Annotated in this window: 24 protein-coding genes; 11 read left to right on the top strand and 13 right to left on the bottom strand. The window is 69.5% G+C overall.

What is annotated here, in order from left to right; all coding sequences use genetic code 11:
- Positions 1-58: 58 nt before the first annotated feature.
- On the bottom strand, positions 59-511 hold the full coding sequence (gene dut, locus ACIBG5_RS03665; protein ID WP_396389876.1) for a dUTP diphosphatase: 453 nt from the start codon (positions 509-511) through the stop codon (positions 59-61).
- Positions 512-563: 52 nt separating this feature from the next.
- Here dut and ACIBG5_RS03660 point away from each other — a divergent pair, with 52 nt between their 5' ends.
- Both ACIBG5_RS03660 and ACIBG5_RS03655 read left to right on the top strand, forming a co-directional pair.
- Positions 564-1,019, top strand: a complete 456-nt coding sequence (locus tag ACIBG5_RS03660; RefSeq protein WP_396389874.1) for a DUF3093 domain-containing protein — start codon at positions 564-566, stop codon at positions 1,017-1,019.
- 30 nt (positions 1,020-1,049) lie between these two features.
- Entirely contained in the window at positions 1,050-1,376 is a 327-nt protein-coding gene (locus tag ACIBG5_RS03655; RefSeq protein WP_396389873.1) for a DUF4235 domain-containing protein, read from the top strand.
- Between the two features lie 168 nt (positions 1,377-1,544).
- Here ACIBG5_RS03655 and ACIBG5_RS03650 read toward each other — a convergent pair whose 3' ends face one another.
- The 3 genes from ACIBG5_RS03650 to ACIBG5_RS03640 all read right to left on the bottom strand — a co-directional run bounded on the left by ACIBG5_RS03650 (position 1,545) and on the right by ACIBG5_RS03640 (position 4,016).
- Positions 1,545-1,844, bottom strand: coding sequence for a DUF4193 domain-containing protein (locus ACIBG5_RS03650; RefSeq protein ID WP_131352267.1), 300 nt, complete (start codon positions 1,842-1,844; stop codon positions 1,545-1,547).
- Positions 1,845-2,139: 295 nt separating this feature from the next.
- Complete coding sequence (locus ACIBG5_RS03645) at positions 2,140-2,940, bottom strand: inositol monophosphatase family protein (RefSeq protein WP_396389872.1); 801 nt, start codon at positions 2,938-2,940, stop codon at positions 2,140-2,142.
- The gene (locus tag ACIBG5_RS03640) at positions 2,937-4,016 is read right to left on the bottom strand and encodes a ferrochelatase (RefSeq protein WP_396389871.1); all 1,080 of its coding nucleotides are present in this window, start codon (positions 4,014-4,016) and stop codon (positions 2,937-2,939) included. The genes ACIBG5_RS03645 and ACIBG5_RS03640 overlap by 4 nt, the downstream gene beginning before the upstream one ends.
- A 48-nt stretch (positions 4,017-4,064) precedes the next feature.
- On the opposite strand from ACIBG5_RS03640, the gene ACIBG5_RS03635 reads away from it, so the two are divergent.
- Complete coding sequence (locus ACIBG5_RS03635) at positions 4,065-5,264, top strand: MFS transporter (protein ID WP_396389870.1); 1,200 nt, start codon at positions 4,065-4,067, stop codon at positions 5,262-5,264.
- A gap of 39 nt (positions 5,265-5,303) precedes the next feature.
- Complete coding sequence (locus ACIBG5_RS03630) at positions 5,304-6,032, top strand: MerR family transcriptional regulator (protein WP_396389869.1); 729 nt, start codon at positions 5,304-5,306, stop codon at positions 6,030-6,032.
- Here the strand turns inward: ACIBG5_RS03630 and ACIBG5_RS03625 are convergent.
- Entirely contained in the window at positions 6,015-6,632 is a 618-nt protein-coding gene (locus ACIBG5_RS03625) for a trimeric intracellular cation channel family protein (protein ID WP_396389868.1), read from the bottom strand. The genes ACIBG5_RS03630 and ACIBG5_RS03625 overlap by 18 nt on opposite strands.
- Before the next feature lie 56 nt (positions 6,633-6,688).
- On the opposite strand from ACIBG5_RS03625, the gene ACIBG5_RS03620 reads away from it, so the two are divergent.
- The 3 genes from ACIBG5_RS03620 to ACIBG5_RS03610 all read left to right on the top strand — a co-directional run bounded on the left by ACIBG5_RS03620 (position 6,689) and on the right by ACIBG5_RS03610 (position 8,910).
- Positions 6,689-7,672 (top strand): phosphotransferase family protein, encoded by a 984-nt coding sequence (locus ACIBG5_RS03620; protein WP_396389866.1) that lies wholly within the window; start codon positions 6,689-6,691, stop codon positions 7,670-7,672.
- A 20-nt stretch (positions 7,673-7,692) separates the two neighbouring features.
- Positions 7,693-8,520 carry a formate dehydrogenase accessory sulfurtransferase FdhD gene (gene fdhD / locus ACIBG5_RS03615; protein ID WP_396389865.1) on the top strand — a complete coding sequence of 276 codons (828 nt, stop codon included), beginning with the start codon at positions 7,693-7,695 and terminating at the stop codon, positions 8,518-8,520.
- 111 nt (positions 8,521-8,631) lie between these two features.
- Positions 8,632-8,910, top strand: a complete 279-nt coding sequence (locus tag ACIBG5_RS03610; RefSeq protein WP_396389864.1) for a hypothetical protein — start codon at positions 8,632-8,634, stop codon at positions 8,908-8,910.
- A gap of 21 nt (positions 8,911-8,931) precedes the next feature.
- On the opposite strand, the gene ACIBG5_RS03605 is transcribed toward ACIBG5_RS03610, so the two are convergent.
- From ACIBG5_RS03605 to ACIBG5_RS03595, 3 genes are read right to left on the bottom strand one after another with little or no spacing between them, the layout of a single operon-like run.
- On the bottom strand, positions 8,932-11,880 hold the full coding sequence (locus ACIBG5_RS03605) for an AAA family ATPase (RefSeq protein WP_396389863.1): 2,949 nt from the start codon (positions 11,878-11,880) through the stop codon (positions 8,932-8,934).
- Between the two features lie 56 nt (positions 11,881-11,936).
- The gene (locus tag ACIBG5_RS03600) at positions 11,937-14,711 is read right to left on the bottom strand and encodes an AAA family ATPase (RefSeq protein WP_396389861.1); all 2,775 of its coding nucleotides are present in this window, start codon (positions 14,709-14,711) and stop codon (positions 11,937-11,939) included.
- On the bottom strand, positions 14,708-15,838 hold the full coding sequence (locus ACIBG5_RS03595) for an exonuclease SbcCD subunit D (RefSeq protein WP_396389860.1): 1,131 nt from the start codon (positions 15,836-15,838) through the stop codon (positions 14,708-14,710). Before ACIBG5_RS03595 ends, ACIBG5_RS03600 begins: the two co-directional genes overlap by 4 nt.
- 170 nt (positions 15,839-16,008) lie before the next feature.
- On the opposite strand from ACIBG5_RS03595, the gene ACIBG5_RS03590 reads away from it, so the two are divergent.
- Positions 16,009-16,566, top strand: coding sequence for a GNAT family N-acetyltransferase (locus ACIBG5_RS03590; RefSeq protein ID WP_396389859.1), 558 nt, complete (start codon positions 16,009-16,011; stop codon positions 16,564-16,566).
- On the top strand, positions 16,559-17,056 hold the full coding sequence (locus tag ACIBG5_RS03585; RefSeq protein ID WP_396389858.1) for an HAD family acid phosphatase: 498 nt from the start codon (positions 16,559-16,561) through the stop codon (positions 17,054-17,056). Before ACIBG5_RS03590 ends, ACIBG5_RS03585 begins: the two co-directional genes overlap by 8 nt.
- Positions 17,057-17,060: 4 nt before the next feature.
- Here ACIBG5_RS03585 and ACIBG5_RS03580 read toward each other — a convergent pair whose 3' ends face one another.
- The 5 genes from ACIBG5_RS03580 to ACIBG5_RS03560 are packed head-to-tail and all read right to left on the bottom strand — an operon-like array spanning position 17,061 to position 22,641.
- Positions 17,061-18,743: an ABC transporter substrate-binding protein gene (locus ACIBG5_RS03580; protein ID WP_396389857.1), complete on the bottom strand. Its 1,683-nt coding sequence runs from the start codon at positions 18,741-18,743 to the stop codon at positions 17,061-17,063.
- Positions 18,744-18,749: 6 nt separating this feature from the next.
- Positions 18,750-19,724, bottom strand: a complete 975-nt coding sequence (locus ACIBG5_RS03575) for an ABC transporter ATP-binding protein (RefSeq protein WP_396389856.1) — start codon at positions 19,722-19,724, stop codon at positions 18,750-18,752.
- A complete protein-coding gene (locus tag ACIBG5_RS03570; protein WP_396389855.1) occupies positions 19,721-20,719 on the bottom strand; it encodes an ABC transporter ATP-binding protein in 999 nt (332 codons plus the stop codon). The genes ACIBG5_RS03575 and ACIBG5_RS03570 overlap by 4 nt, the downstream gene beginning before the upstream one ends.
- Positions 20,712-21,710: an ABC transporter permease gene (locus tag ACIBG5_RS03565; protein WP_396389854.1), complete on the bottom strand. Its 999-nt coding sequence runs from the start codon at positions 21,708-21,710 to the stop codon at positions 20,712-20,714. Before ACIBG5_RS03565 ends, ACIBG5_RS03570 begins: the two co-directional genes overlap by 8 nt.
- Position 21,711: 1 nt before the next feature.
- Positions 21,712-22,641 (bottom strand): ABC transporter permease, encoded by a 930-nt coding sequence (locus ACIBG5_RS03560; protein WP_396389852.1) that lies wholly within the window; start codon positions 22,639-22,641, stop codon positions 21,712-21,714.
- A gap of 152 nt (positions 22,642-22,793) precedes the next feature.
- Here ACIBG5_RS03560 and ACIBG5_RS03555 point away from each other — a divergent pair, with 152 nt between their 5' ends.
- Together ACIBG5_RS03555 and ACIBG5_RS03550 are read left to right on the top strand one after the other, a co-directional pair.
- Positions 22,794-23,645, top strand: coding sequence for an alpha/beta fold hydrolase (locus ACIBG5_RS03555; RefSeq protein ID WP_396390759.1), 852 nt, complete (start codon positions 22,794-22,796; stop codon positions 23,643-23,645).
- Positions 23,645-24,352 carry a nucleotidyltransferase domain-containing protein gene (locus ACIBG5_RS03550; RefSeq protein ID WP_396389851.1) on the top strand — a complete coding sequence of 236 codons (708 nt, stop codon included), beginning with the start codon at positions 23,645-23,647 and terminating at the stop codon, positions 24,350-24,352. Before ACIBG5_RS03555 ends, ACIBG5_RS03550 begins: the two co-directional genes overlap by 1 nt.

Raw genomic sequence — 24,352 nt, 5'->3', positions numbered from 1 at the left:
TCGTCTTGGTACAGCCGCCGTAGTTTCGCGCATCCGTCAGGTCAACGGGCGCACCTGATCAGCGTGTCACATCACCGAAACCGCCGGTCGAGCCGTACCCCCCGTCACCGCGGGCGGAACCCGGCAGCGACGTCACCTCGACGAACCGCGCCCTCTCCACCCGCTGGATGACCAACTGCGCGATCCGGTCGCCGCGCCGCAGCGTCACTTCCGCGTGCGGGTCGAGGTTGATCAGGCACACCTTGATCTCGCCCCGGTATCCCGCGTCCACGGTGCCCGGAGCGTTGACGATCGAAACGCCGTGCTTGGCCGCAAGACCGGACCGCGGGTGCACGAAGGCGGCGTACCCGTCCTGCAGCGCGATGGCGATGCCGGTGCCGACCAGACCGCGCTCGCCCGGCTTCAGAGTGATGTCGCCGGCCGCCACCAGGTCCGCGCCGGCGTCCCCCGGATGCGCGTACGACGGAACAGGCAGGTCAGGGTCGAGTCGCTGGATCAGTACCTCGGTCACGAGAGCAGACCCTATCGACGCCACTGGACCGCCCACATGCCAGGCTGGTGGTGTGCCTCTCTATCGCGAACGCCTGAGCGTGCCGGTGTCCTGGTGGATCATCGCCGTCGCTTTGGTCGTCACGCTCTTCGCCATCGTGACCGTGCCGGTCGGGATGTTCGCCGGCACCCTCGTCGGTGGTGTCGCCGCGCTCGTCCTGGTCCTCTGGTTCGTCCAGTACGGCGCCGCGCGGGTCCAGGTGGACGGTGAGCGGCTGCAGGCCGGGCGGGCCGTGATCGGACGGGCGGACCTGGGCAAGGTCGAGGCGCTCACCGGTGACGACGCTCGGCACGCGTTCGGACGGGACTGCGATCCGAGGGCCTACCTGCTGCTGCGCAGCTACGTGCGGGGCGCGGTCCGGGTCGAGATCACCGATCCGCGCGACCCAGCGCCGTACTGGGTGATCGCCACGCGGCATCCGGACCGGTTGGCAGCGGCGCTGACGGGGCACAGCGTGGCAAGATCCTGACTGTCGGGGACTTGCGTTAGGGAGGCTGCTGTGGTCGGAGCGAAGATCGGCTGGAAGCTGGTGCAGGCCGCGTTCAGCATCGTGGTGGGCCTGGTCGTGAACAAGGCGGTGACCACGGCCTGGAAGATCGGCTCGGGCGGGAAGCCGCCGAAGGACGGCCAGGGCGGGTACGCCGAGGTCGTCAGCTGGGCGGTGGCGAGTGGGGCCGCGGCGGCGGCCGCGAAGCTGTTCGCGGAGCGGCGGGCGGCGTCGTACTGGCTGAAGTCGACCGGGTACGCACCGCCGGGCTACGAGCAGGACGCGAAGGCGCCCGGTGGCCTCGTCAAGAGCGTCGAGAAGCAGTTGGAGAAAGACTAGACACCAGAAGAACACACCTCGCTCCGCTCGGTGGGTGGGGTGTGGTCGCTCCGCTCGGTGGGTGGGGTGTGGTCGCTCCTTGGGTGGGGTGTGTACACAACAGCGGGACCGTTCCCAGGGGTCTGGGAACGGTCCCGCTGTGGGTCAAGCAGAAGAAGGGCGCTGGTGTCAGGCTGCGCAGTCTCGGCAGATCAGCTGCCCGTTCTTCGTGTCGGCGAGCTGACTGCGGTGGTGAACCAGGAAGCAGCTCGAACAGGTGAACTCGTCGGCCTGGCGCGGGAGCACCCGCACCGCCAGCTCTTCGTGGCTCAGGTCGGCACCGGGCAGCTCGAAGCTCTCCGCGGCCTCGGCCTCGTCCTCGTCGACCTTGCCGGAGTTCTTGTCGTGACGGCGAGTCTTCAGTTCCTCGATCGACTCTTCGGATGCGTCCTCGTCCGTCTTGCGCGGGGCGTCGTAATCAGTCGCCATGGTGTTCCCTGCCCTCTTCATACCCGTGGTGTTGCCTGCTGAGCCCTTGAACGGGTAAAGCGGCCGAGAAATTCCGCGCCGAAGCACCGCGCTGAATCTTCGTCCCCCGAAACCCTTGACAGTCAGGCCGGGACCGGCAACTACCGTTCCCGAGGACGGGATTGTGCCCTATGAAGGGCCCTTCGCGCGCGTCGGGGTCCATGTATTGACCCGCGTGTCTCCACAAATGTCAGGACCGAACACCGAATTGCTCGTTAGTGCGCACTTCTGCGCAGATATGCGCACCAACTGACATCTATGCGCGCAGAGGGTTCGCTTCGGCCAGCAGGTCGTGGAACGGGCCGAACAGCGCCGGACTGGCCGCGATCGACATCTCCGGCGACACCGGGGCGCCGTGCAGGCCGCCGATCGTCCCGCCCGCCTCGGCCGCGATCAGCGCACCCGCTCCGTAGTCCCACGGATTCAGTCCGCGTTCGTAGACGGCGTCGAGCCGGCCGCAGGCGACATAGCAGAGGTCGAGTGCGCCCACCCCGATCCGGCGGATGTCGCGGACCTTGGTGATCAGATGCTGGACGACCTCCGCCTGCACCTGGCGGCGGTCGGCGTCGTACCCGAAGCCGGTCCCGACCAGGGCGGTACTCAGGTCGGTGCAGCCCGAGACCCGGATCGGCTTGCCGTCCGCGAACGCGCCACCGCCCTTCGTGGCGGTGAACACCTCACCCTTCGGGGCATCGACGACGACACCGGCGACCGTCGTCCCGTCGTACTCGACCGCGATCGAGACGGCGTACGTCGGGAGGTCGTACAGGTAGTTGACCGTGCCGTCGATCGGGTCGACGACCCAGCGCACGCCGCTCGAACCGGCGACGTCGTCGCCCTCCTCGCCGAGGAACGAGTCGTCCGGCCGGGCCTGCAGGATCCGCGCCCGGATCAGTTCCTCGGATTCGCGGTCCACGGCGGTGACGACGTCGGTGACTGTGCTCTTGGTGTCGGCGACGGTGATCGTGCCGCGGCGGCGTTCGACGATCAACCGGGCCGCTTCGTCCGCCACCTCCACCGCGAGCTTGAGGAGGTCCTGGGGGTTCTCGGTCGTCATACGGCTTCCTTGGCAGTTGGTCGGCGCAGGGGTGGGCAGCAGTCGTGGCGGCAGTCGTCCCAGGCCGGGCCGAGCTTGCCGACACAGGGTCTGGCCGGCTCCTCGCCGCGTTCGGCCGCGGCGCGCTCGACGACCAGATCACGCAGCATCGAGACGAACCGCGGGTCGGTCCCAGGAGTCGCGGCCCGGGCCATCGGCAGCCCCAGCTTCTCGGCGGTCTTGGCGGCCTCGGTGTCGAGGTCGTAGATGACCTCCATGTGGTCGCTCACGAACCCGATCGGTACGACGGCCACGCCCGGCACCCCCTTGTCCGCGAGGGTCTTCAGGTGGTGGTTCACGTCCGGCTCGAGCCACGGCACCTGCGGCGGCCCGGAGCGCGAGCAGTAGACCAGGCCGGTCCGCCGGGTCTGCCCGGTGCGGCGCTCGATCTCGGCAGTGATCTCCGTGGCCACGTCGAGGTGCCAGTCGACGTACCCGTTGCCGTCCGGTCCGCTGGTTGCGTTCATCGCGGACGGGATGGAGTGGGTCACGTAGGCGATCGCGGAGCCCTCGGGGAGCTTGCTCAGTGCCTCGGCGGTCGACTCGACGAACGATCCGACGAAGCCGGGGTGGTTCGCGTAGTGCCGGAGCTTGTCGATCCGCGGTGCGTCCGGGACCTCCTTGGCCGCGTCCTCGAGGTTCTCGCGGTACTGCCGGCAGCCGGAGTACGACGGGTAGGCGGACGTGACGATCACCACCGCCCGGCGGATCCCGTCAGCGGCCATCTCCCGCATCGTGTCGGTCAGGTACGGCGCCCAGTTGCGGTTGCCCCAGTAGATCGGCAGATCGAGGCCGATCTCGTCGAACGACGCCCGCAGCGCCTCGAGCAGGGCCCGGTTCTGATCGTTGATCGGGCTCTTCCCGCCGAACGCGTAGTAGTGCTCGCCGACCTCCTTCAGCCGCTCGTCCGGGATGCCCCGGCCGCGGGTCACGTTCTGCAGGAACGGCAGTACGTCCTCGGGCTTCTCGGGGCCTCCGAAGGACAGCAACAGGACGGCGTCGTACGGAACAGCAGCAGGCGACTGGGGCAACGGCATATTCCGAGTTTCTCAGACCGCCAACAGCTAGGGTGTTGCCGGTCTCTCATGCTCAAGCCTTATGTCCATCTCATGCGCCGTCCCGGTGCCAGTGCGTTCTTCACCGCCGGGATCCTCGGGCGTATGCCGATCTCGATGATCGGGCTGGGCATCGTCATCCTGATCGCGCAGGAGAGCGGCTCGTACGGCCTGGCCGGAGCGGTGTCCGGCGTAGCGGTCATCGCCGGTGCGCTGACCGGTCCGATCCAGGGGCGGCTGGTCGACCGGTTCGGGCAGCGGACGCTGCTGATCGTCGGCTCCGTGCTGTGCACGATCGGTCTGGCGGCTCTGCTGGTCGCGGTCCGTGCCGACTCGGCTACCTGGGTGCTCTACCTGCTGTCGTTCGTTGCCGGTGGCACCCGTCCGCAGGTCGGGTCGTTCGTCCGGGCGCGGTGGACCCATCTGCTCGGCCGCGGACGGGCGCTGCAGACCGCGTTCGCGCTGGAGGCGGTCGGCGACGAGGTCGTCTTCATCGTCGGCCCGGTGCTCGTCACCACGCTCGCCACCCAGGCCAGTCCGTACGCCGCTCTGGCCGCGGCCGGAGTACTGGGACTGGCCGGCGGCATCTGGCTGGCGTCGCTGCGTGCCTCGGACCCGCCCGGCCGCGGTAAGGCCGACGGTGCTGAGCAGGCGCCACTCCCCTGGCTCTCGCTGATGCTGCTCAGCCTGATCGGTCTCGGGCTGGGCGCGACTCTGGGTGGCGTTGAGGTGGTCACGATCGCGTTCACCACCGAGAAGGGTCAGGCCGAGCTGTCCGGCGTCGTACTGGCCGTGTGGGCGTTCGGCAGCCTGCTGGCCGGTCTCTGGTACGGCTCGGTCCACTGGCGCGCTCCGGTCGAACGGCGGCTGCTGTTCGGCGCGATCCTGCTCGCGGTCAGCCTGGCACCGCTCCCCTGGGTCGACAGCGTGCTGCTCGTCGGTGTGGTGCTGTTCTTCTGCGGCTTCACCATCGCGCCCACGATGGTCGCCCTCACCGCTTGCGTCGAGGAGTGGGTCCCGCCCCAGCGCCTCACCGAGGCGATCACCTGGACCGTCACCGGCATACTCCTGGGCGTAGCCCCGGGCAACGCCGCCTCCGGCCACGCGGTAGACGTTTGGGGCCCCTCCACCGCCTACTGGGTCCCCTTCTCCATCGGCATCACCTGTGCCCTGGTCGCCGCCCTCGCCACTACCTTCGCGCGCCCCAAGACCCGCTTCGCCCACAACTAGGCTTGCACCTCCCGTTACGGGAGGTGTGAAGGTGTGGGTATGGAGCACTCGATCGGTGAGCTGGCTCGGCTGGGTGGGGTGTCGGTGAAGGCCGTGCGCCACTACTCCGAGTTGGGCTTGCTGGCATCGCATCGGACCACTGCCGGGCATCGGCGGTACGACGCGGACGCTGTGGCACGGCTGGAGTTGATTCGGACGTTGCGGGGATTGGGCATCGATCTGCCGACAGTGCGGGCGGTGCTGGAGCGGGAACGGATGCTGGGTGAGGTCCTGACCGCGCACGCCGCCGCGGTGGCTGTAGAGATCGAGAGCCTGCGAGTGCGCCATGCCGTGCTGTCGATCGCCGCTCGGCGCCATTCCACCCCGGAGGAGCTTGAACGCATGCACAACCTGACCGCTCAGTCCGAGCAGGAACGCCGTACCTTGATCGCGGACTTCCTGACCTCGGTCCTCGGCGATGACCCGGGCTTCGCCGCGATCCGGCAGAACCTGACCCCCGAGCTCCCGGACGACGCCGACGTGGGGCAGGTCGAGGCTTGGCTGGAGCTTGCCACGCTCGTCCAGGACGACGACTTCCGGGCAGCGGTACGACGGATGGCCTCGGGCTACCGGGCGATCGCGACGGACGCCCCGCTCTGGCACGATCCGGCGTTCCGTGACCGGCTGATCGCGCTTCGCCGTACCGAGGCAGGTCCGCAGTGGGATCGATACGTGGAGCTGCTCGCCGTCGTCAACGGGTGGGTACCGCCGTCACGGATTGCGGGGTAGCGGCGCGTTCCAGCCGCGGCGGATGGCGAGCAATCGGACCCCGAAGCAGGTCACCGCGGCGACGATCGGTACCCACGTCGCGTCGTACTCGAAGGCGGCCGCGACGACGACGATGCCGGCGCCGAGGAACGCCGGGGTGGCGTAGATCTCCGACCGCAGTACGACGGGGACGCGGCCGCTGAGCAGGTCGCGGATCACGCCGCCGCCGATCCCGGAGATCATGCCGAGCAGCGCGGCCGACAGTGGCGACAGGCCGTGCTCGATCGCCTTCTGCGCACCGGTCACGCAGAACAACGCAAGGCCGGCGGCGTCGAAGATGTTCACCAGCCTCTCGACCCGCCCGATGCCCGGATGCAGGAAGAACGTGATCAACCCGGCGAGGACCGGGACGACCAGATAGCGCCAGTCCTGCAGCGCGGCCGGTGGGGTGTCGCCGATCAGCACGTCCCGGAGGAAGCCGCCGCCCAGCCCGGTGACCAGGGCAAGCACCAGGATGCCGAACACGTCCAGCTTCTTGCGTACGCCGACCAGCGCGCCGGTGATCCCGAACACGAAGATGCCGACCAGGTCCGGCACATGCAAGGCCAAGGATCCACTCACAGGCGGCACGCTAAACCACAGGCGATGGGTCGCCGCGCACTCTATGGTCTTGGGGCATGAGCGGAGCACCCGACGTCGACTACACGGCAACCTCGCTGCGCCCGGACTGGAACGCGCTCCCGGACTCTCTCCGTGACGCCCTGACCGTTGCCCTGGGCAGCGAGATCGCCGAGGCGGGACGCTCCGTCAGCTCGGGCTTCACCGGCGGCTTCGCCGCGCCGCTCCGGCTGGCTGACGGGCGCCGGGTCTTCGTCAAGGCATCCGCCGACACGATGCACGCCTACCGTGCCTACCAACGCGAGGCCGAGGTCGTGCCGCAGTTGCCGGCGGCGATCAGGGTCCCGGCGATCGTCACCACCGCGCACTCCGCCGACGGGGACAGCAAGTGGTTCGCTGTCGTGTCCGAGTGGGTCGACGCGCGGATGCCTGGCGTGCCGTGGTCCGCGGCGGACTTCGACGTGGTGACCGCGACCTGCGAGGAGATCTCGGACGCGATGGATCCCAGCCCGCTCGACGGATTGAAGAGTTTCCTGAGCGATCTCGAGGACGGCGCACCGCTGCAGACACCGGACCGGATCATCGCGGGCGAATTGCCGGTGCCGACCGGTCTCCAGCCCTGGGCGCCAAGGATCCTGCCTGAGCTGGTCGACCTGATTCGGCTCGCGCCGGAAGCGTTCGCCGGGGACACGGCGACTCACAGCGATCTGCGACCGGACAACTTGCTGATCGACGGCGACGGCGTCTGCTGGATCGTGGATTGGAACTGGCTCGCGCTCGGTCCTCGCTGGATGGACTGGATCGGTCTGCTCCCGGGTGCACAGCACCACGGCATCGACACCCTCGCCGCGGTCCACCGGAGCCCGCTGACGGCCGACGTACCGGGTGAGCATCTCGACTCCTACATCGCGGCGGTCGCGGCGTACATGATGAAGAACATCGACCTGCCACCACCGCCCGGCTGTACACCGGCGCTACGGGAGCACCAGCGGTACTACGCCTGGACCTTCCTCGACTGGCTGGCCGCACGGCGCGGGTGGTGAGAGCGGCCTACCGTGGAGGTATGAACAAAGGTCCGACCACCAGGTTCAAGGTCGAGGTGCTGGACGGCGACCGGACGTCGCGGCGTGAGGACGTGGTCACCACCGAGGAGCCGCTCGAGCTGCGGCTGGAGTGGCCCGGCCGGCCTCCCGAGCCTCTCGTCGTGACGATGCGCACCCCGGGCTCCGACTTCGAACTGGCCGCCGGGTTCTGCCTCGGCGAGGGCTTCGCGGTCCGCCCGGACGCGATCCGGACCGTTGCCTACTGCACCGATGTGAAGCTGACCCCCGAGCAGCAGTTCAACACCGTCACCGTCACGTTCGACGGCCCACCGGACCGCGAACCACCCCAGCGGTACGGCGTCACCTCGGCGGCCTGCGGCGTCTGCGGCCAGCAGAGCCTCGACGAACTGGCCGAGCGGGACTACGACCCGGTCGACCCCGTGGAGGCCCCGCTGGACGTCGTACGACGCCTGCCTGACCTTCTCCGGGAAGCCCAACCGACCTTCAGCCGCACCGGCGGCCTGCACGCGGCCGGTCTGTTCACCACCGAGGGCCGCAAGATCGTGGTCAAGGAAGACATCGGCCGCCATAACGCCGTCGACAAGGTGGTCGGCTGGACCGTCCTCAACCACCACAGCCGCAAGGGCCTCGTCCTAGTCGTCAGCGGCCGCGCCGGCTACGAAATCATCCAGAAAGCAGTAGCCGCCGGCATCGGCATGATCGTCGCCGTAGGCGCCCCCTCCAGCCTCGCCGTCGACCTCGCCCGCCGCTTCAGCATCACCCTCGCCGGCTTCACCCGCGGCGACCGCTGCGTCCTCTACAGCGCCCCGGAGCGCATCCTGCGCTGACGGGCCTGAGGGGTCGAGGCCTGGATCTAAGGGGGCATGCCCAATGTGTGGCCGAGCCCGGCGCCGGAGGGTGGAACCAGGCGGTGACACTCACCGCCTGGGAAGGAAGCCATGAAACACCGCTACACCATCCTCGCCCTGCCGGTGCTCGCCTTCGGGGCGATCGTGGCCGGCTCGGCCGAGGCATCGGCGCGCCCGATCGATCCGGACGAGCGCCACCAACGGCCACCGGTCGTCTACGTCGACCGGGTCGGGCCGACCACACAAGTGCAAGTGGACGACAACATCACCGAGGCTCTGCAGACGGGAGCCGGAGTGCTGGGCGGAGCCGGCCTGGCCATGGCCGGCCTCTGGGCGTACCGCCGTCGTCATCCACTCGCAGTCCACTGAGGCAGACGGTCCTGGTGCAGCTCAGGCTCCGGGACCGTCCAGCCGCACAGCTAGCGCCGCAGCCTCGAGCCGGCCGGCAGTCCCGGTCTTGCGGAGGATGTTCGAGACATGGGCGCTCACCGTCTTGTGGCTGATGAACAGCTCCTTCGCGATCTCGCCGTTCGATCGACCTGCGACCAGGAAAGCCAGGACCTCACGCTCCCGCGATGTCAACGCCGACAGCGGCGTCCCCAGCTCCTCGGGTACGGCGATCTGCACGGGCTCACGAAGGCTGATCCGCGAGCGCCGGGCCAGTGACTCGACATCCACCCGGAGCGGCTCGGCGCCCAACTCGAGTGCAGTGCGACGGGCTTTCCGCAGCAGATCACCAACACCGACCGGGGGAAGGCCGGCTGCGATCGCTGCCTCGGCACACCGCCACCACGCCACCGCCTGATGCCAGGGCGCTCCCGCCGTGCCGCAGGCGTCGGCCGCGTGCTGCCAGCGATCCGGCTGATCGTCGTCGTCGCGGCAGCGGGCCAGTTCGGCGCTGAAGAGCGCTCGATGCATCGACTGGACGACGGTGTCCCCGGGATCCGTGGTTGTGAATGGCCGGCCGATCAGAACCTTCTCGAGGATGCGGACTGCCTTGGTGGTGCCCGCCAGGTCACCAGCGTCCCGGGACGCCCGAGCGAGCTCGGCAGCCGCCTGGGCATAGAGCACCAGCAGATCGTCGTCCTCGTCCATGGCGGCGGCACCAGGCAGCGTCAGCCGGGCGCGCAGCCAGTCGATCGCGGCCTGCTGCTGTCCTTCGGCGAGTAGTACCTCGGCGCCTCCGGTGGCCAGGCTGCGGCGGATCCCGACGAAGGTCGGCGGGATCAGTTCGAGGGCGCGATCGAGATGCTGCCTCGCTTCCACCAGCCGACCGCGCCGAACCGCCAGCGATGCGGCCGTGAGGCGGAGGCCCGCGCCGGTGATGTTCGTGCACCGAGCCGACAATCCCGACCGCAACAGGTCGGCGCACTCCTGCCACCGTCCCGATTCCAGCAGCCCTTCGGCACCCAGGTACGCGAGGAAGTACGCGAACAGGTCCCGGCCGGGGGCCGCGATATCGGCGTAGTTGCGCAGGGCCGCCTCGGTGGCTTCCTGGCGCCGGCCGAGATTCCACAACGCGTGGCACTGCCAGATCACACCGAGCATCCACTCGTACACCGCCCCGCACGAGCGGGCCAGCTGCTCGGCTTCCTGCCCGTCGGCCAGGGCCCGCTGCGGCGCGTCACTGGACAGCACCATCGATCGCAGGGCGAGAGCGGTGGCGAGGGCCCGACCTTCCCCGACCTCGCGGGCGAGCTGCACCGCCTGGTCCGCGTGAGTCACTGCCTCCGGCCTCCGCTGCCAGCTCTCTGCCCAGCCGAGCTGGGCCAGCGCCCGCGCCCGCACAGCGGTCTGCGGCTGCGGCGCCGTCAGCTCGAGCGCCGCGTGCAGATCGGTCAGGACTGCCTCGATCGGCTCGGTCCGATGCCAGCGAAAAGTGCTCCGGTCGACGAGCAGATCGGCCGCCAGCAGTGGCTCGCGTGCGCTGTCCACCAGATTCAGGGCCTGAGTGAGCAACTCGATCGCGCGATCGTCCCGGCCGTCCCGCGAGCAGATCGCACTGGTCCGGAGGATGAGCGCCGCCCGGTCGGCCGTCGTACCCCGGAGATCCGGGGAGACCTGCTCCCACAGGTCGCACAGCCGTTCCAGCTGGATGGCCTGTTCTGCCGGGGCACGCAGCATCGCCGCGTGCTCGGCCGCCACCTGCGACCACTTGTACGTGGCATCGATGCGTCCGGCTTGCTGACTGTGGACGGCCAGATCCGCCGCGACCGCTTCGACCGGGTCCGACTGCGACTCCAGCACCTCCAGATAGGTGGCGTGGACGAGTTCGGCTTCGCCGAGCGGCAGTCCGTCGTACAGCACCTCGGCGAGCAGCGGATGGCGGAACCACGGCGCGCCATGACCGGTCTGTAGGACGCCGCGATCCTGCGCTTCGGTGATGCAGCCAGGCAGCCCACGCACCTCGACTCCGTGGACTCCGGCGACCGCCGTCAGGATCGGGAGAGACGTCGGGCGGCCCCCGACCGCGAGCACGCGAACCAACTGGCGTGCCTGCGGCGAAAGGCGGTGCCACGCGGCGAGCAGTCCGTCGCGGAGTGCGTCCGGGACGGTGGCCGACAGGGCAGACTCGGTGCCGGAGAGGTCCTCGACCAGAAGCTCGGTGAGGTAGGGGTTGCCGTCCGACCTCGCCTGCACCTGGTTGACGACGTCGATGTCAGGGAGCTGCCCGAGGAGGTACTCCAGCTGGAGTCCGGTGCTGTCCACGTCGAGCCGTTCGAGGTGGAGTTCGTCGAACGACGGCATCCGGCGCATGTCCGCCAGCCAACTGTGCAGCGGATGCCCCTCGCCACGGTCCTCGTCGCGAGAGGTCCCGAACACGGTCAGCTGCTGAGCACGGAAGCCAGTGATCAGGTACGCGAGCACGTCCAGCGAGGCCAGGTCCGCCCAGTGCAGATCGTCGACGACCACGACGGTGCGATGGCGGTCCGCGATCCGGTTGAGCACCAGATCGATCAGCGGAATCAGTCGTGCCGTGGGAACGCTCTGCGATCCGCCGAGAGCGGGCAGCAGGGAGCTCAGTTCGCCGGCACCGGCCAGGACCATGGCTTGCTCTGCCGCATCGGCCTGCGCCAGCCAGTCCTGCAGTACGCCGATGATCGGCGCGTACGGGACCGACGCGCCGCCGAAGTGAACACAGGAGCCCCACAGCACCAGAAGGTCCGGGTCATCGCAGACTTCCTGCACCAGACGGGTTTTGCCGACACCGGCTTCCCCGTGGACGACCACCGCTGAGGGTTGTCGCTGCGCCGAACCCGCCAGCGCTCGGGTCAGGAGATCACGCTCGGCGCCCCGCCCGGCGAGCCGATGAAGAGGCCGTGCCCGGACATCCCCCACGGCGACAGTCTCCCCCCGTGGACCGGTGGCCGCTACCCGTTCAAGCGCCTGACAGGTCAGGCGTCCAGCTTGATGAAGGTTGCTTTGGGGACGTATTCGTAGCGGTCGGGCATGCAGGTGAGGATGATGATCTGGCCGTGGTCGCCGGCGCGGCCCAGGAGGGCGCCCATGTCGCGCAGGCGGGCCTTGTCGGACCAGCCGAGGGCATCGTCGAAGATGACGGGGACGCTGCTCTCGCCGGTGCTGACCAGGTGGCTGATCGCGAGCCGGGTGATGATCGCCAGCTGCTCCTGCGCGCCCGTCGACAACGCCTCGACCGGCAGCCGCGCGCCGTCCAGCTCGCGCTCCGCGACGGCCAGGTCGTCGTCCAGCCAGACCCGGAACGACGGCCCGTAGACAGTCCGTCCGAGCGACTCGATCCGGCTCTGCAGTGGTTCGGAGTACTTCGTCTGTGCCTCGGCCCGGTGACGGCTCAGCGTCTCGTGGACCCGGCGAGCCGCCTCGGCCCGGCGACGCAGACTGTCGTGCTCGGCCCGTACGCCGGCCAACTCCAGCTCGGCCAGATCCCGCCGGGTCGCCAGCCCGTCCCGGCCCGACTGCTCCAGCCGGCCCTCGGTCGTCCGCAGCGCGTCGCGCAACGTGTCTCGCTCGTTCTGCATCCGCGCCGCGACCGCCAACGCGTCGGTCAACTCACCCGCGAGCTGATCGGCTCCAGCCGCATCCGCCTGCTCCTGTACGGCGGTCAACTCCTCGAGCACCGCCTCGACCTCACCAGTCGCCTCGGCCTCAGCCGCAGCAACGGCCTCATCGTCGAGAAGAGCCTGGGCGGCCTCCAACGCCTCGACTGCGGCCGCAAGCCGCTCCCCCGCGAGCTCGGACCGAGCCCGAGCCTGCTGCGCCTCCGACCGGTCCTCGTCTGCGGCCTTCCGCGCCTGTGCCGCCGCGAACTCCGCATCGCTAAGCAACCGCTCCACCTCGGCCAACGCGTCCCGCGCCTCTTCCAGCGCGCGCTGGGCACCGGCCAGATCATCCGGCGCGCTGACCGGCACCTCGAAGTCCTCGAAGTCGAGCGTGTCGTGCGGCGACGCGAACTCCTCGAACAGCGACATCTGCCCGGGCACTCCCTCGACCGCGGGCTGCTTGCCGCCACTCTCCTCGGCGTCCGCGTCGTCTTCCGCACCGACGCCGAGCCGCGCGGTCAGCACCGCGATCCGCTCCCCCGGATCACCACCGGTCGTCAGCGACCGCTCGGTCCGGCGAGCTTCGTGCAACTCGGCGGTGGCCGTGTCCGCCTTCCGCAGCAACTCCCGCGCGGCCGCGACGTCCTTCACACCGGCGTTCTTCAGCAGGTCCTTCTCCCGCCGGACGGCCTCGTCAACGCGCGACCGCAGCGTCGCCGCCTCACCCCCGGCGCGAACAGTCACCTCGACCTGCCCCGGTACGCCGACGACCAGCTCACCGGAGACCAAAACCTCGGCCGACTCGTCGAAGCCCAGCTCCGACGGCACCTCACGAGCGCCGCCGTCCAACCCGGTCCCGGACAACTCGACCGGCTCCGCGCCGAGGCGACGTACGACCACCTCGGGGACGCCGGCCGCCAGCGCGGCGCGCGCCTCGACCACCTCAGCGCGCGCGGATTCCAACGCGGCGACGAGCGCGTCGTCGACCTTGATCCGGTCCAGGACCGTCCCGGCCGCGGCGATCCGGGCGCGGACGTCGACCAACTCCGCCTGCTGACCCAGCAGCCGGTCCAGCTCGGCGCGGTCCATGAGCTCGGAGACCTGCCGCTCCGCCTCCTGCACATCGGTACGCCGGGCGTCCTTGAGCTCGACCACCTCGGCCAGCGCCGCCTCGACCGCATGCACGCTCTCGACCGCCGCCCTCGCCACCTTCTCGGCATCGGTACGACGTTCGGCCAGCTCGGCATCGGTCTTGGTGAACCGTTCGGCCTCGTCGAGCAGCCGCTCGCGTTCGACCCTCGTCCGAGTGTGGTTCTCGAGCCGGGCCCGCGCGGTCTCGGCGCGGTGGCGGACCGAGTCGCGCCGGAGCAGGATCTCGTCGGTCGCCTTCTTGCGTTCGCGCAGTTCCTCGACCGAGGTGAGGTGGTCGGTGAGCCGGCCCGTCACGTCCTGGAGATCGAGGGCCAGCCGCTCGGCGCGGCGGATGTCCTGCTGGACCTCCTCCATCGCCTTCAGCGCCTGGGCCGCGGTCAGCTCGGCCGCGGCCACGGCCTTCTCGGACCGGGCGAAGTCACCGGTCGGCCGTCCGCCGCGGGTCCAGTATCGGAGGTACTCGTGCTCGACCGCGGTCACCAGCGGCATCGACGCACCGTCGACCGGTGTCCCCGACTCCGCCGTCACCGCGGTGATCAACGGCTCCGCGTCGGCAGGCGTTGGCAGCACCAACGACTGCCCCTGGCTGACCATCAGCGTCTGCCACAGCACCGGGTCGACGTGCTGGTGGAAGAGCCGCTCGGCCTCGTTGTGGGCCTCCCGGCCGGTCCACGACCGGCGGCGACCATCGGACTCGACCACAGTCAGCTCGGTCGAGCGGTTCTTCAGCCAGCGTTTGGTGTAGCTCAGCTCGCGGTTGCCGAGGGTCAGCTCGACCGTCACCTCCGGGCCGACGTCCTGGCCGACCGGCTGGATGTCGCGGATCCGGGTCGACTTGGAGTCGTCCGGCAGGTCGAAGACCAGCCCGAACGCCTCGACCAGACTGGACTTGCCGACCTCGTTGTCCCCGACCACCACGGTGGTGCCGAGCGCCGGGAACCGGACAATGCGGTCCCGGACGCCACGGAAGTCCCGCAGCGCCAGGCTGAGGAGCCTCATCCCGCGTCCCGCGCCAATCTGTGCATCAACGACAGCGCCGCACCCGCGCCCTCGTCGCCACCGGCCAGAGCCTGGCGCAACTCCTCCATCGCGGCCCGCGCCGGACCGCTCAGCTGCAACGCGTCCAGATCCGCCGCGTCCGGCGCCGGCCGCACGGTCCAGAACTTCACCCAGCGCTCGACGCTCGCGAACACCTCGCCCTGCGCGTCGATCATCGCGTCCAGCCGGCTGAGCAGTGGCAGCGTCAGCGAACCGTCACCTGCGAGCCGGACGTACGTCCGCTCCTTCTCCGGCAGCTCCGCGAACCAGTCCTCGAGAGCCGTGAGCGACTCCTCGTCGAACAGCTCGACGCGATGGTCGACCATGTGCCAACCGCCGACGCGCACCGGCTCGACCTCGATCTCGCCGCCGCCGACGGTCACCCTGAGCACGTTGCCCGGGGCGTCCTCCTCGGGCGAGGTGACCTCCTGCGTCCCGGAGAACCAGATGCGGTCAGTCACGCGGGTCGTCGAATGCCGGTCTCCGAGGCCGACGTACTGCAGTCGTCCGTCCGCGACCGCCGCCTCCAGCGCGGCCTGATCGATGGTCGGTACGTCGGACATGCCGCCGGAGAGACTGGTCAGTTGGCCGTGCGCCAGCAGGATCCTCGTCGTACCGGGCTCGACCGGGGTCAGGTCGGCGTACCCGGGGGCCGCCGGATCGGACAACGGCCGGCGCGAACGCCAGGGCGCACCGACGATCTCGACGCCCGGCACGATCTCCAGCGGCTCGGTGCCGGTCAGGACGGTCACGTGCTCAGGCTGGTGGGCCTGCCACTGGGCCGACGTCCACAGCGAGCCGGGCTCGAGCGCGTCGTGGTTGCCCGGCAGGAGGACGACCGGGACCGGGATCCGCTTGAGCGCTTCACAAGCACGCAAGATGGTCTGCCGCTCGACCTGGTTGTGCTCGAACACATCGCCGGTGACGACCACGAACGCCGCTCCGGTGGCCGCGGCGACCTCGCCGATCCGCGCGACAGCGTCCAGCCGGCCCTGCCCCCACCGGGCTTGACCGTCCGGCCCCAGGAACCGGCGCATCATCCCCAGCTGCCAGTCCGAGCTGTGCAGAAACGTGATCGAGTCGTCCATTGCGGTGAGAACGCTAACCTGCCCCGCCGATAACCGCGCAACCCAACACACCCCAACCACCACACCGCCCACACTCCGGACGGCCAATCCCCGCTTTGAGCACCGGTCGACCGTCGATCAGGCGCCAAAGTGGTTGGCGGGTGCTCAAGGCGGGGTGGGAGAGTCGGGGCGTGATTGTGTACCTGGAGACCGAGCGGCTGGTGATGCGGCGGTTCACCGCGGACGACGTGGAGCTGCTGGTCGGGCTGGACTCCGATCTCGAGGTGATGCGGTTCCTGACCGGGCAGGTGACGCCGCGGGAGGAGATCGAGAACGTCGTACTTCCGGCGATCCTGGCCGTCTACGCGGAGCATCAGGAGCTCGGGACGTTCGCGGCGTACCAGAAGGCGGACGGTGCGTTCGTCGGATGGTTCGGGATGCAGCCGACGAAGGACCCGGAGGTGGTGGGCGTGGGCTACCGGCTGAACCGGACGGCGTGGGGCAAGGGGTACGCGACCGAGGGAACGAAGGCGCTGATCGACAAGGCGTTCGGTGAACTCGGGATGGACCGCGTCGTCGCCGACACGATGGCCGTCAACCACCGGTCCCGGGCGGTCATGCGCCGGTCCGGTCTGCGGTTCATCCGGGTCTACCACGAGCACTTCGACGACCCGCTGCCCGGAACCGAGTTCGGCGAGGTCGAGTACGCCGTCGATCGGCGTACCTGGGAAGCTGGACGACGTGCCTGACGATCCACGGCCGTACGCCGTACTCGACATCGACGCGACGCTGTCCGACACCAGCGAGCGGATCCATTTCCTCGCGAAGCGGCCGAAGGACTGGGACTCGTTCTTCGCGCACGCGAAGGAGGACGCGGTCCTGGACGAAGGGCTCGCGGTCGCCACGACGCTGGCCGCCGACCACGAGATCGTCTACCTGACCGGCCGGCCCGAGCGGCTGCGGCGGGACACGCTGAAGTGGCTCAAGGACAACGGCTTCCCCGACGGCAAGGTCTACATGCGCGGCAACACCGACCGCCGGCCGTCGGTGCTGATGAAGCTCGGCCGGCTCCAACGACTGGCCGAGGACCGCCCGGTCGCCGTCCTGGTGGACGACGACGTCAAGGTGTGCGCGGCCGCGGAGAAGGCCGGCTACACGGTGATGAGGGCCGACTGGGGACTCGATGCCGAGACCCAGCCGACCCTCTTCGACGCTCAGGAGTCCGAAGGACGGACCTGAGGCCCTACTTGCTCAAACCAACGATCAGCTGGTTCGGGTACGGCGGGTAGGCGGACAGGTAGAAGTTCTGCACCTTCGACCCGTGCAGGAACGCGTTGCGCGCGTAGATCAGCGGCACGACCGGCGAGTCCTGCATGATCTGCTTGTCCACCGCGCCCCACATTCCGGCGGCCTTGCCCAGGTCCGACTCGGCCGTCGCCGCCGCGATCGCGGAGTCCACCGCCGGGTTGGAGTAGCGGGAGATGTTGTACCCGCCGTTGCCGATCTCCGACGACGCGAACAGCGGCTGGATGTTGCCGAGCGCGCTCGGGAAGTCCGGCAGCCAGCTGGACACGGTCAGGTCGAAGTCCGGCTTGTTCCCGGTGATCAGGTCGGTCAGCGACTCGCTGTCGAGCGGCGGCAGGAGCTTGACCGTGATCCCGGCCCGCTTCAGGCCCTGCTGGATCGCCTGCGCCACCGGGAGGCCGGTCGCGGTCGTGTTGTCGGCGACCATCGTCAGGGTCAGGTTGCTGACCCCCGCGGCCGCGAGCATCTGCTTGGCCTTTTCCGGGTCGCCCTGCGGTGGCGCCGGGTACAGGTCGAACTTGTTGAAGCCGTCGATGCCCGGCGTGATCAGGGTCGTGGCGAGCTCGCCACCGTACTCCGGACCGCCCTCGGCGACCTGGACGGCCTGCTTGTCGACGGCGAACTGGATCGCCTTGCGGACCTCGGGGTTCGAGAGCGCGGGACGCTTGGTGTTCATCGCCAGGTACTGCAGGGCGCCCGACGGCGAGGTTGCGACGCGAGCCTTGACGGCCGGATTGCCGGTCACCGTCGGGATCAGCGCGGCCGGAACCGAGGTGCCGGTGGTGGCCGCGAACTTGTCGTCGCCGGCGTCGGCGATCAGGCGCTGGTTCACCACGTCGGGCTGCAGGCCCATGTCGAACACGATGGAGTCCGGCAGGCCGGTGCGGGCCTGATCGGTCGATTTGTCCCAGCCCGGGTTGCGCTCCAGCTCGAGCTTCGAGCCCGGAGCCAACGACTTCACCTGGTACGGGCCGCTGGCGACCGGCTTCTCACCGTAGTGCGCCGGGTCGGTGTCGGCCTTCTTCGGCACCGGCGAGAACGCCGGCATGCTCACGATCCAGGGCCAGTCGCCGAACGGCTTGTTCAGCTTGAAGACGAGCGTGGTGTCGTCCGGGGTCTGGACCGAGGCCAGGTCGCCACCCTTGTACGGGCCGGTGTACTTGTCCCCGCCGACCAGCAGCGACTTGTGGTAGCCGAGGCCACCGGACAGCTCCGGCGCGAACGACCGCTCGATGCCGTACTTGATGTCGGCGGCAACGATCGGCGACCCATCGGCGTACTTCAGGCCCGGCTTCAGCTTGTAGGTCCAGGTCTTGCCGCCGTCGGAGACCTGACCGGTGTCGGTGGCCAGGTCGGGAACCAGTTGCGCCGCCTTGCCCTCCTCGGTCTTCCACGAGGTCAGGCCACGCAGCACCAGGTGGATCGTGCTGATCCCCAGGTTCTGGCTCTTGGCCGGGTCGAGGTTGATCTCCTTGCTCGTGGTGAGCACGTGCCAGGTGCCGCCCTGCTCCGCGGCCGCGGTGCTGCCGCCACTGGCGGTCTTGTCGTTGGCGTTGCAGGCGGCCGCCGCCAGCGCCAATGCGGCCGCTACCGCGACCGCTCGGGTTAGGTGTTTCATCATGTCCTCTCAGGAGGTGGGGGGCTCAGGGAAGTAGCAGGCGGCCCGGTGTTCCGTGCTCCCCTGGACGGGCTCGAGCACGGGCCGTTCGGTGGCGCACACGTCCTGGACCTTGTAGCAACGGGTCCGGAACGGGCAGCCCGACGGAGGCGCGATCGGCGTCGGGACGTCGCCGGTCAGCACGATCCGGTCCCGCTCGACACCCGGCTCGGGCACCGGGACCGCGGACAGCAATGCCTTCGTGTAGGGATGGGCCGGCGCCGCGTACACCTGGTCGGCCGGACCCTCCTCGACGATCGTGCCGAGGTACATGACCGCCAGCCGGCTCGCCACCTGACGTACGACGGCCAGGTCGTGGGCGACGAGCACATAGGACAGGCCGAGCTCGTCGCGAAGGTCAGCGAGCAGGTTCAGCACCTGGGCCTGCACCGACACGTCGAGGGCGGACACCGGCTCGTCGCAGACCAGCAGATCGGGCTTCACCGACAGCGCCCGCGCGATCCCGATTCGCTGCCGCTGACCACCGGAGAACTCGTGCGGGTAGCGCTCGAGGTGCTCCTCGGACAGCCCGACCTGGTGCAGCAACTCGACGAGCTGGGCTCTGGTCGGCCGGATCCCCTGGGCGCGGAACGGCGTACTCAGGATGGTGCCGACCGACTGCCGCGGGTTCAGCGACGCCTGGGGGTCCTGGAACACCATCTGGATCTTGCGGCGGACCGGCCGGAGCCTGCGGCCGCGGAGCCTGGTGACGTCCGCACCGCCGATCTCGACACTGCCCTGGGTCGGGTCCAGGAGCCGGGTCGCCACTCGGGCCAGCGTGGACTTGCCGGAGCCGGACTCGCCGACCAGGCCGACCGTCTCACCCTTGCGGACGACGAAGTTCACGCCGTCGACGGCCTTGACCGCCTGGGCCTCGCGCCACGGCACGCCGCGCAGACCGAAGTACTTCTTGACGTTCTTCAGATGGAGCAGTTCGTCACTCATGTGATCACCTCAGGCCGGCGGCCGAGATGGCAGGCGGCCTCGTGATCGCCCTCGCCGGGCCGGGGCGTGAGCTCGGGGCGCTCGGTGATGCAGCGTTCGCCGACCAGGTGGGTGTACGCGCACCGCGGCTGGAACGGGCACCCGGTCTTGATCGAGCCGGGCGACGGCGGAGTGCCGGGGATCGTGGTCAACCGCGGCTTCGGGGGTACGTCGACCCGCGGCATCGCACCGAGCAGACCCAGGCTGTACGGATGCGCCGCCCGGTAGAACAGATCGCGGACCGTGCCCCGCTCGGCCGCGCGACCGGCGTACATGACCAGAACGTCGTCGGCGACCTCCGCGACCACGCCGAGGTCGTGCGAGATCAGGACGAGCGCAGTACCGAACTCCTCCTGGACATCGTCCAGGAGGCGCATGATCTGTGCCTGCACGGTCACGTCGAGTGCGGTCGTCGGCTCGTCCGCGATCAGCACCCTCGGGTCGTTCACCAGAGCCATAGCAATCACGACCCGCTGCCGCATTCCCCCGGAGAACTCGTGCGGGTAACTGTCCGCCCGCCGCGCCGCGTCCGGGATGCCGACCTTGTCCAGCATCTCGACCGCTCGCCGGTGGGCCGCCTTCTTCGACACGTCGTGGTGCAGCCGGTACGCCTCGGCGACCTGCCAGCCGACGCGGTAGTACGGGTTCAGCGCGGACAGCGCGTCCTGGAACACCAGAGCGATGTCGTTGCCGCGGATCTTGCGCAGCTCGTCGTTCGGGAGGCCGATCAGCTCCCGGCCGTCCAGCAGCACCTCACCGGTGATGGCGGCGTTCGGCGGCAGCAGACCCATCACGGCGGCGGAGCTGACGCTCTTGCCGGACCCGGACTCGCCGACGATCGCGAGCGTTTCGCCGGGCGCGACCGAGAAGTCGATGCCGTCGACGGCCGGAACGAGACCGCCCTCGGTCGTGAACGTGACGTGCAGGTCGTGCACTTCCAGTACCGGCTCAGCCATGGCTCACCCTCGGGTCGAGCACACCGTGCACTATGTCCACCACCAGATTCGCCAGGATGATCAGGAAGGCCGAGAACAGCGTCACGCCGACGACCACGGCCACGTCCAGCTGGGCGACCGCGCTGATCAGGAGGTCGCCCAGCCCCTGCATGCTGAACACCTTCTCGGTCAGGATCGCGCCACCGAGCAGAGCACCGAGGTCCAGGCCGAAGAGCGTGATGATCGGCACCAGTACGCCGCGCAGCCCGTGGGTGACGACCACGCGAGTCTCGCCGGCGCCCTTGGCGCGGGCCGTGGTGACGTAGTCGAGGTTCAGCTCCTCGAGCATCTGCGAACGGGTCAGGCGGATGTACGCCGCCGCCTGCACGACCGCGAGCACGAGCCACGGCGTGACCAGGTGCCAGGCCCAGTCGACCGGGCTCTCGGTCAGCGGGACGTAGCCGTTCACCGGGACCATGTTCAGCCAGAACCCGAACACCAGGATCGCCAGCAGCCCGAGCAGGAACGCCGGCGTCGACACTCCGACCAGCGCGACCCCGATGGACAATCGGTCGAGCAGGCGTCCCCGGTTGAGCGCGGCGACCACGCCGAGCGACACCCCGAACAGCAGCCAGAGGATGGCCGCGCCGATCGCGATCGACGCCGTGATCGGCAGCCGGTCGAGGATCAGCGTGGTCACCGGGCGGGCCAGCGGGAACGAGTAGCCGAAGCACGGGGCGTTGCAGTGCACCGCCGCCGCGCCGTCGCCGAAGGTGCGGCCGGCGAAGATGCCCTTGAGGAAGCTCACGTACTGCTGGATGGCGCTCTGATCCAGCTGCATGAAGTGCCGGGCCTGCTCGAGGCGGTCCGGCGTACACGGCTTGCCACAGGCGAGATGGGCCGGATCGGCCGGGATCGCGTAGAAGACCAGGTAGACGGCGAGGCTCAGCGCGAGCATCACCAGCACGGCCCCGAACAGGCGGCGGATCACGAACCAGACGAGGTCGGGCATCTCAGCTCGTCCTCCGCAGCCGGACGTCGAACGCGTCGCGGACGCCGTCGCCGAGCAGCGTGAAGCCGAGCACCGCGACGAACAGCGCGACGCCGGGGAAGAACAGGAACCAGGGATCCGCGCCGGTGTAGACCCAGGCGATCGAGTCGGAGATGGAGCGGCCGAGGCTGGGTGTCGGCGGTGGTACGCCGACGCCCAGGAACGACAGCGCCGCCTCGGCCCCGATGTAGCCGGGGATGGCCAGGGTCGCGATCACCAGGACCGGGCCGAGCAGGTTCGGCAGCAGTTCGCGCGTGATCACGTGCCAGCCGGACGAGCCGACGCTGCGGGCCGCCTCGACGAACTCGCGGGCGACCAGGGACCTCGCCTGGTTGCGGATCAGCCGGGCCAGGCTGGCCCAGCCGAACACGCTGAGCACCAGGATCAGCAGCAGCCAGCGCGGGAAGCCCGGGGGCACGATGATGCCCAGGGCAATCATGAAGACGAGCTGCGGGAAGCCGAACAAGAAGTCGAACACCCGGGACGCGACCCCGTCGTACCAGCCGCCGAAGTAGGCGGCGCTGATGCCGATCAAGGTACCGACGACGGTGGTGACGAGGGTGACCACGATCGCGATCGTCAGCGAGGTCCGCAGGCCGAGCACCACGATCGAGAACAGATCCCGGCCGGTCAGTGGTTCGACGCCGAACCAGTGCTCGCTGCTCACCCCGCCGAGCGCACCTTTCGGCGCGTTACCGCGGGCCGGGTCGAGCAGATCGAGGTGGTAGGTGTACGGATCCTGCCCGGACAGCTTCACCAGCAGCGGCGCCGCGGCCGCGATCAGCACCAGCAGCACGACCAGCACCGCACCGAGCCGCGCACTCCGGTCCGTCCGGGCGCGGCGCAGGGCTTGCCGGGTCGGCGAGACGGCCGCGGCAACCGAGGAACTCACAAGCACTCCTGACAACGTCGAACAATCCCAGCCGGGAGACGGTAGGCCGAAGTCTTCCACCATCGCAGCGCCATCCCGAATCCCGAGAATCCCACTCGATCTACTCGACGTCTGTGCGTGACACCCGACCGGCTACTCTCCGCACCGTGGACATGGAACTGACAGTCGGCGGGCGAGTACTCAGGTACAGCGCGTACGGCGATACCGACGGGGTGCCGGTGCTGTCGCAGGGCGGTTCACCGAGCACGCGGTGGAAGCGGCCGGACGTCGTACGGGCTGCCGAGGAGTGCGGCGTACATCTGGTCGTTCCCGATCGGCCGGGGTATGGCGGGTCGACCCGCAAGCCGGGGCGGACCGTTGCCGACGTGGTGGAGGACGTGGCCGCCTTGGCCGACGTACTCGGGTGGGAGCGGTTCGCGGTCACTGGCGGATCAGGCGGGGGCCCGCACGCTCTTGCCTGTGCAGCCCTCCTCCCCGACCGCATCGCCCGGTGTGCTGTGTCCGGAGGCATCACACCGCCGATCGTGGACGGTCCTGAGCCGACCGGGGACGAGGAGGACCCGCGGCGGAACCGGACGTCGTGGCTGGCGGCCCGCGGTGAGGAGTACATCCGGCCGTCCATCGAGGAGGCCACACTGAGCATCATGGCCGCGGTCGAGGCCGGCGGCCCGGAGTTCCCGCCGGACCCGCACTCCCCCGCACCGCCGGCGCCACCTGCCAAGGACGATCCGGAGGCGATGGCTCGGCTCACGGCGACCTTCGTCACCAGCCACGACGGCTGGGTCGACGACAACGTCGCGTTCGCCGCCGACTGGGGGTTCCGCCTCGCCGACGTCCACGTACCGACGAGCATCTGGTTCGGCTCCGGTGACGATCGCGCTCGCAGGTACGCCGATCTGCTCGTCGCGGAGATCCCGAACGCGGAGCTCGTCCCGTACACCGGTGGCCACATCCAGCCGGAAAATGCGTACCGCGACCTGCTGCACTGGCTGAAACTGTCCTGATGGAACCGATCGACCTGGCACGGCAGTTGGTGGCGGAGCAGTTCCCGGACGCCCGCGCGGCATGGCTGGGCGGGAGCGTGGCACGCGGCGACGCGTCCCCTACGTCCGACCTGGACATCACCGTGCTTCTCGACGGACCGCCCGCACCGCTGCGGAAATCCCTGCAGTACGGCGGCTGGCCGGTAGAGCTGTTCGTGCACACCGAGAAGTCGATCGCGTTCTTCTCCGGCAAGGACCAGCAGCGCAGACAGCCGACCATGGCGCGGCTTGTCGGTGAGTCCGTCGTACTGCTCGACACCGATGGCTCGGGCGCGCGGTTGCAGCAAGCCTGCCTCGCCGAGGTGGCCGCCGGTCCGGCCCCACTCAGCACTGACGAACTCGCTCTGCTGCGCTACATGATCACCGGCCTCCTGGACGACCTCGCCGATGCCACCGGCAACGTCCGCACTGCCATCTGCTCGACACTCTGGCAGGACGCCGCCCGGCTCCTCCTCACCGGCGCCCGTCATTGGTCCGGCACCGGCAAAGGCCTACTGCGCGAGGTGATGGCGTACGACGAGTCGCACCGCACCGACCACGCGACGGCGCTGATGGACGGGGTCCGGGCGAAGGACGACCGTCTCGTCGAGGAGGTCGACCGGATCCTGCAGCCCTATGGCGGGCGACTCTTCAGCGGCTTCGAGCTGGCTGGGACTCCGGTCGACTAG

This window comes from Kribbella sp. NPDC050241 (assembly GCF_044459685.1).
Lineage (GTDB): Bacteria > Actinomycetota > Actinomycetes > Propionibacteriales > Kribbellaceae > Kribbella.
The sequence above is the reverse complement of the archived record's forward strand: the minus strand, read 5'-3'. Positions and strand labels throughout refer to the sequence as shown.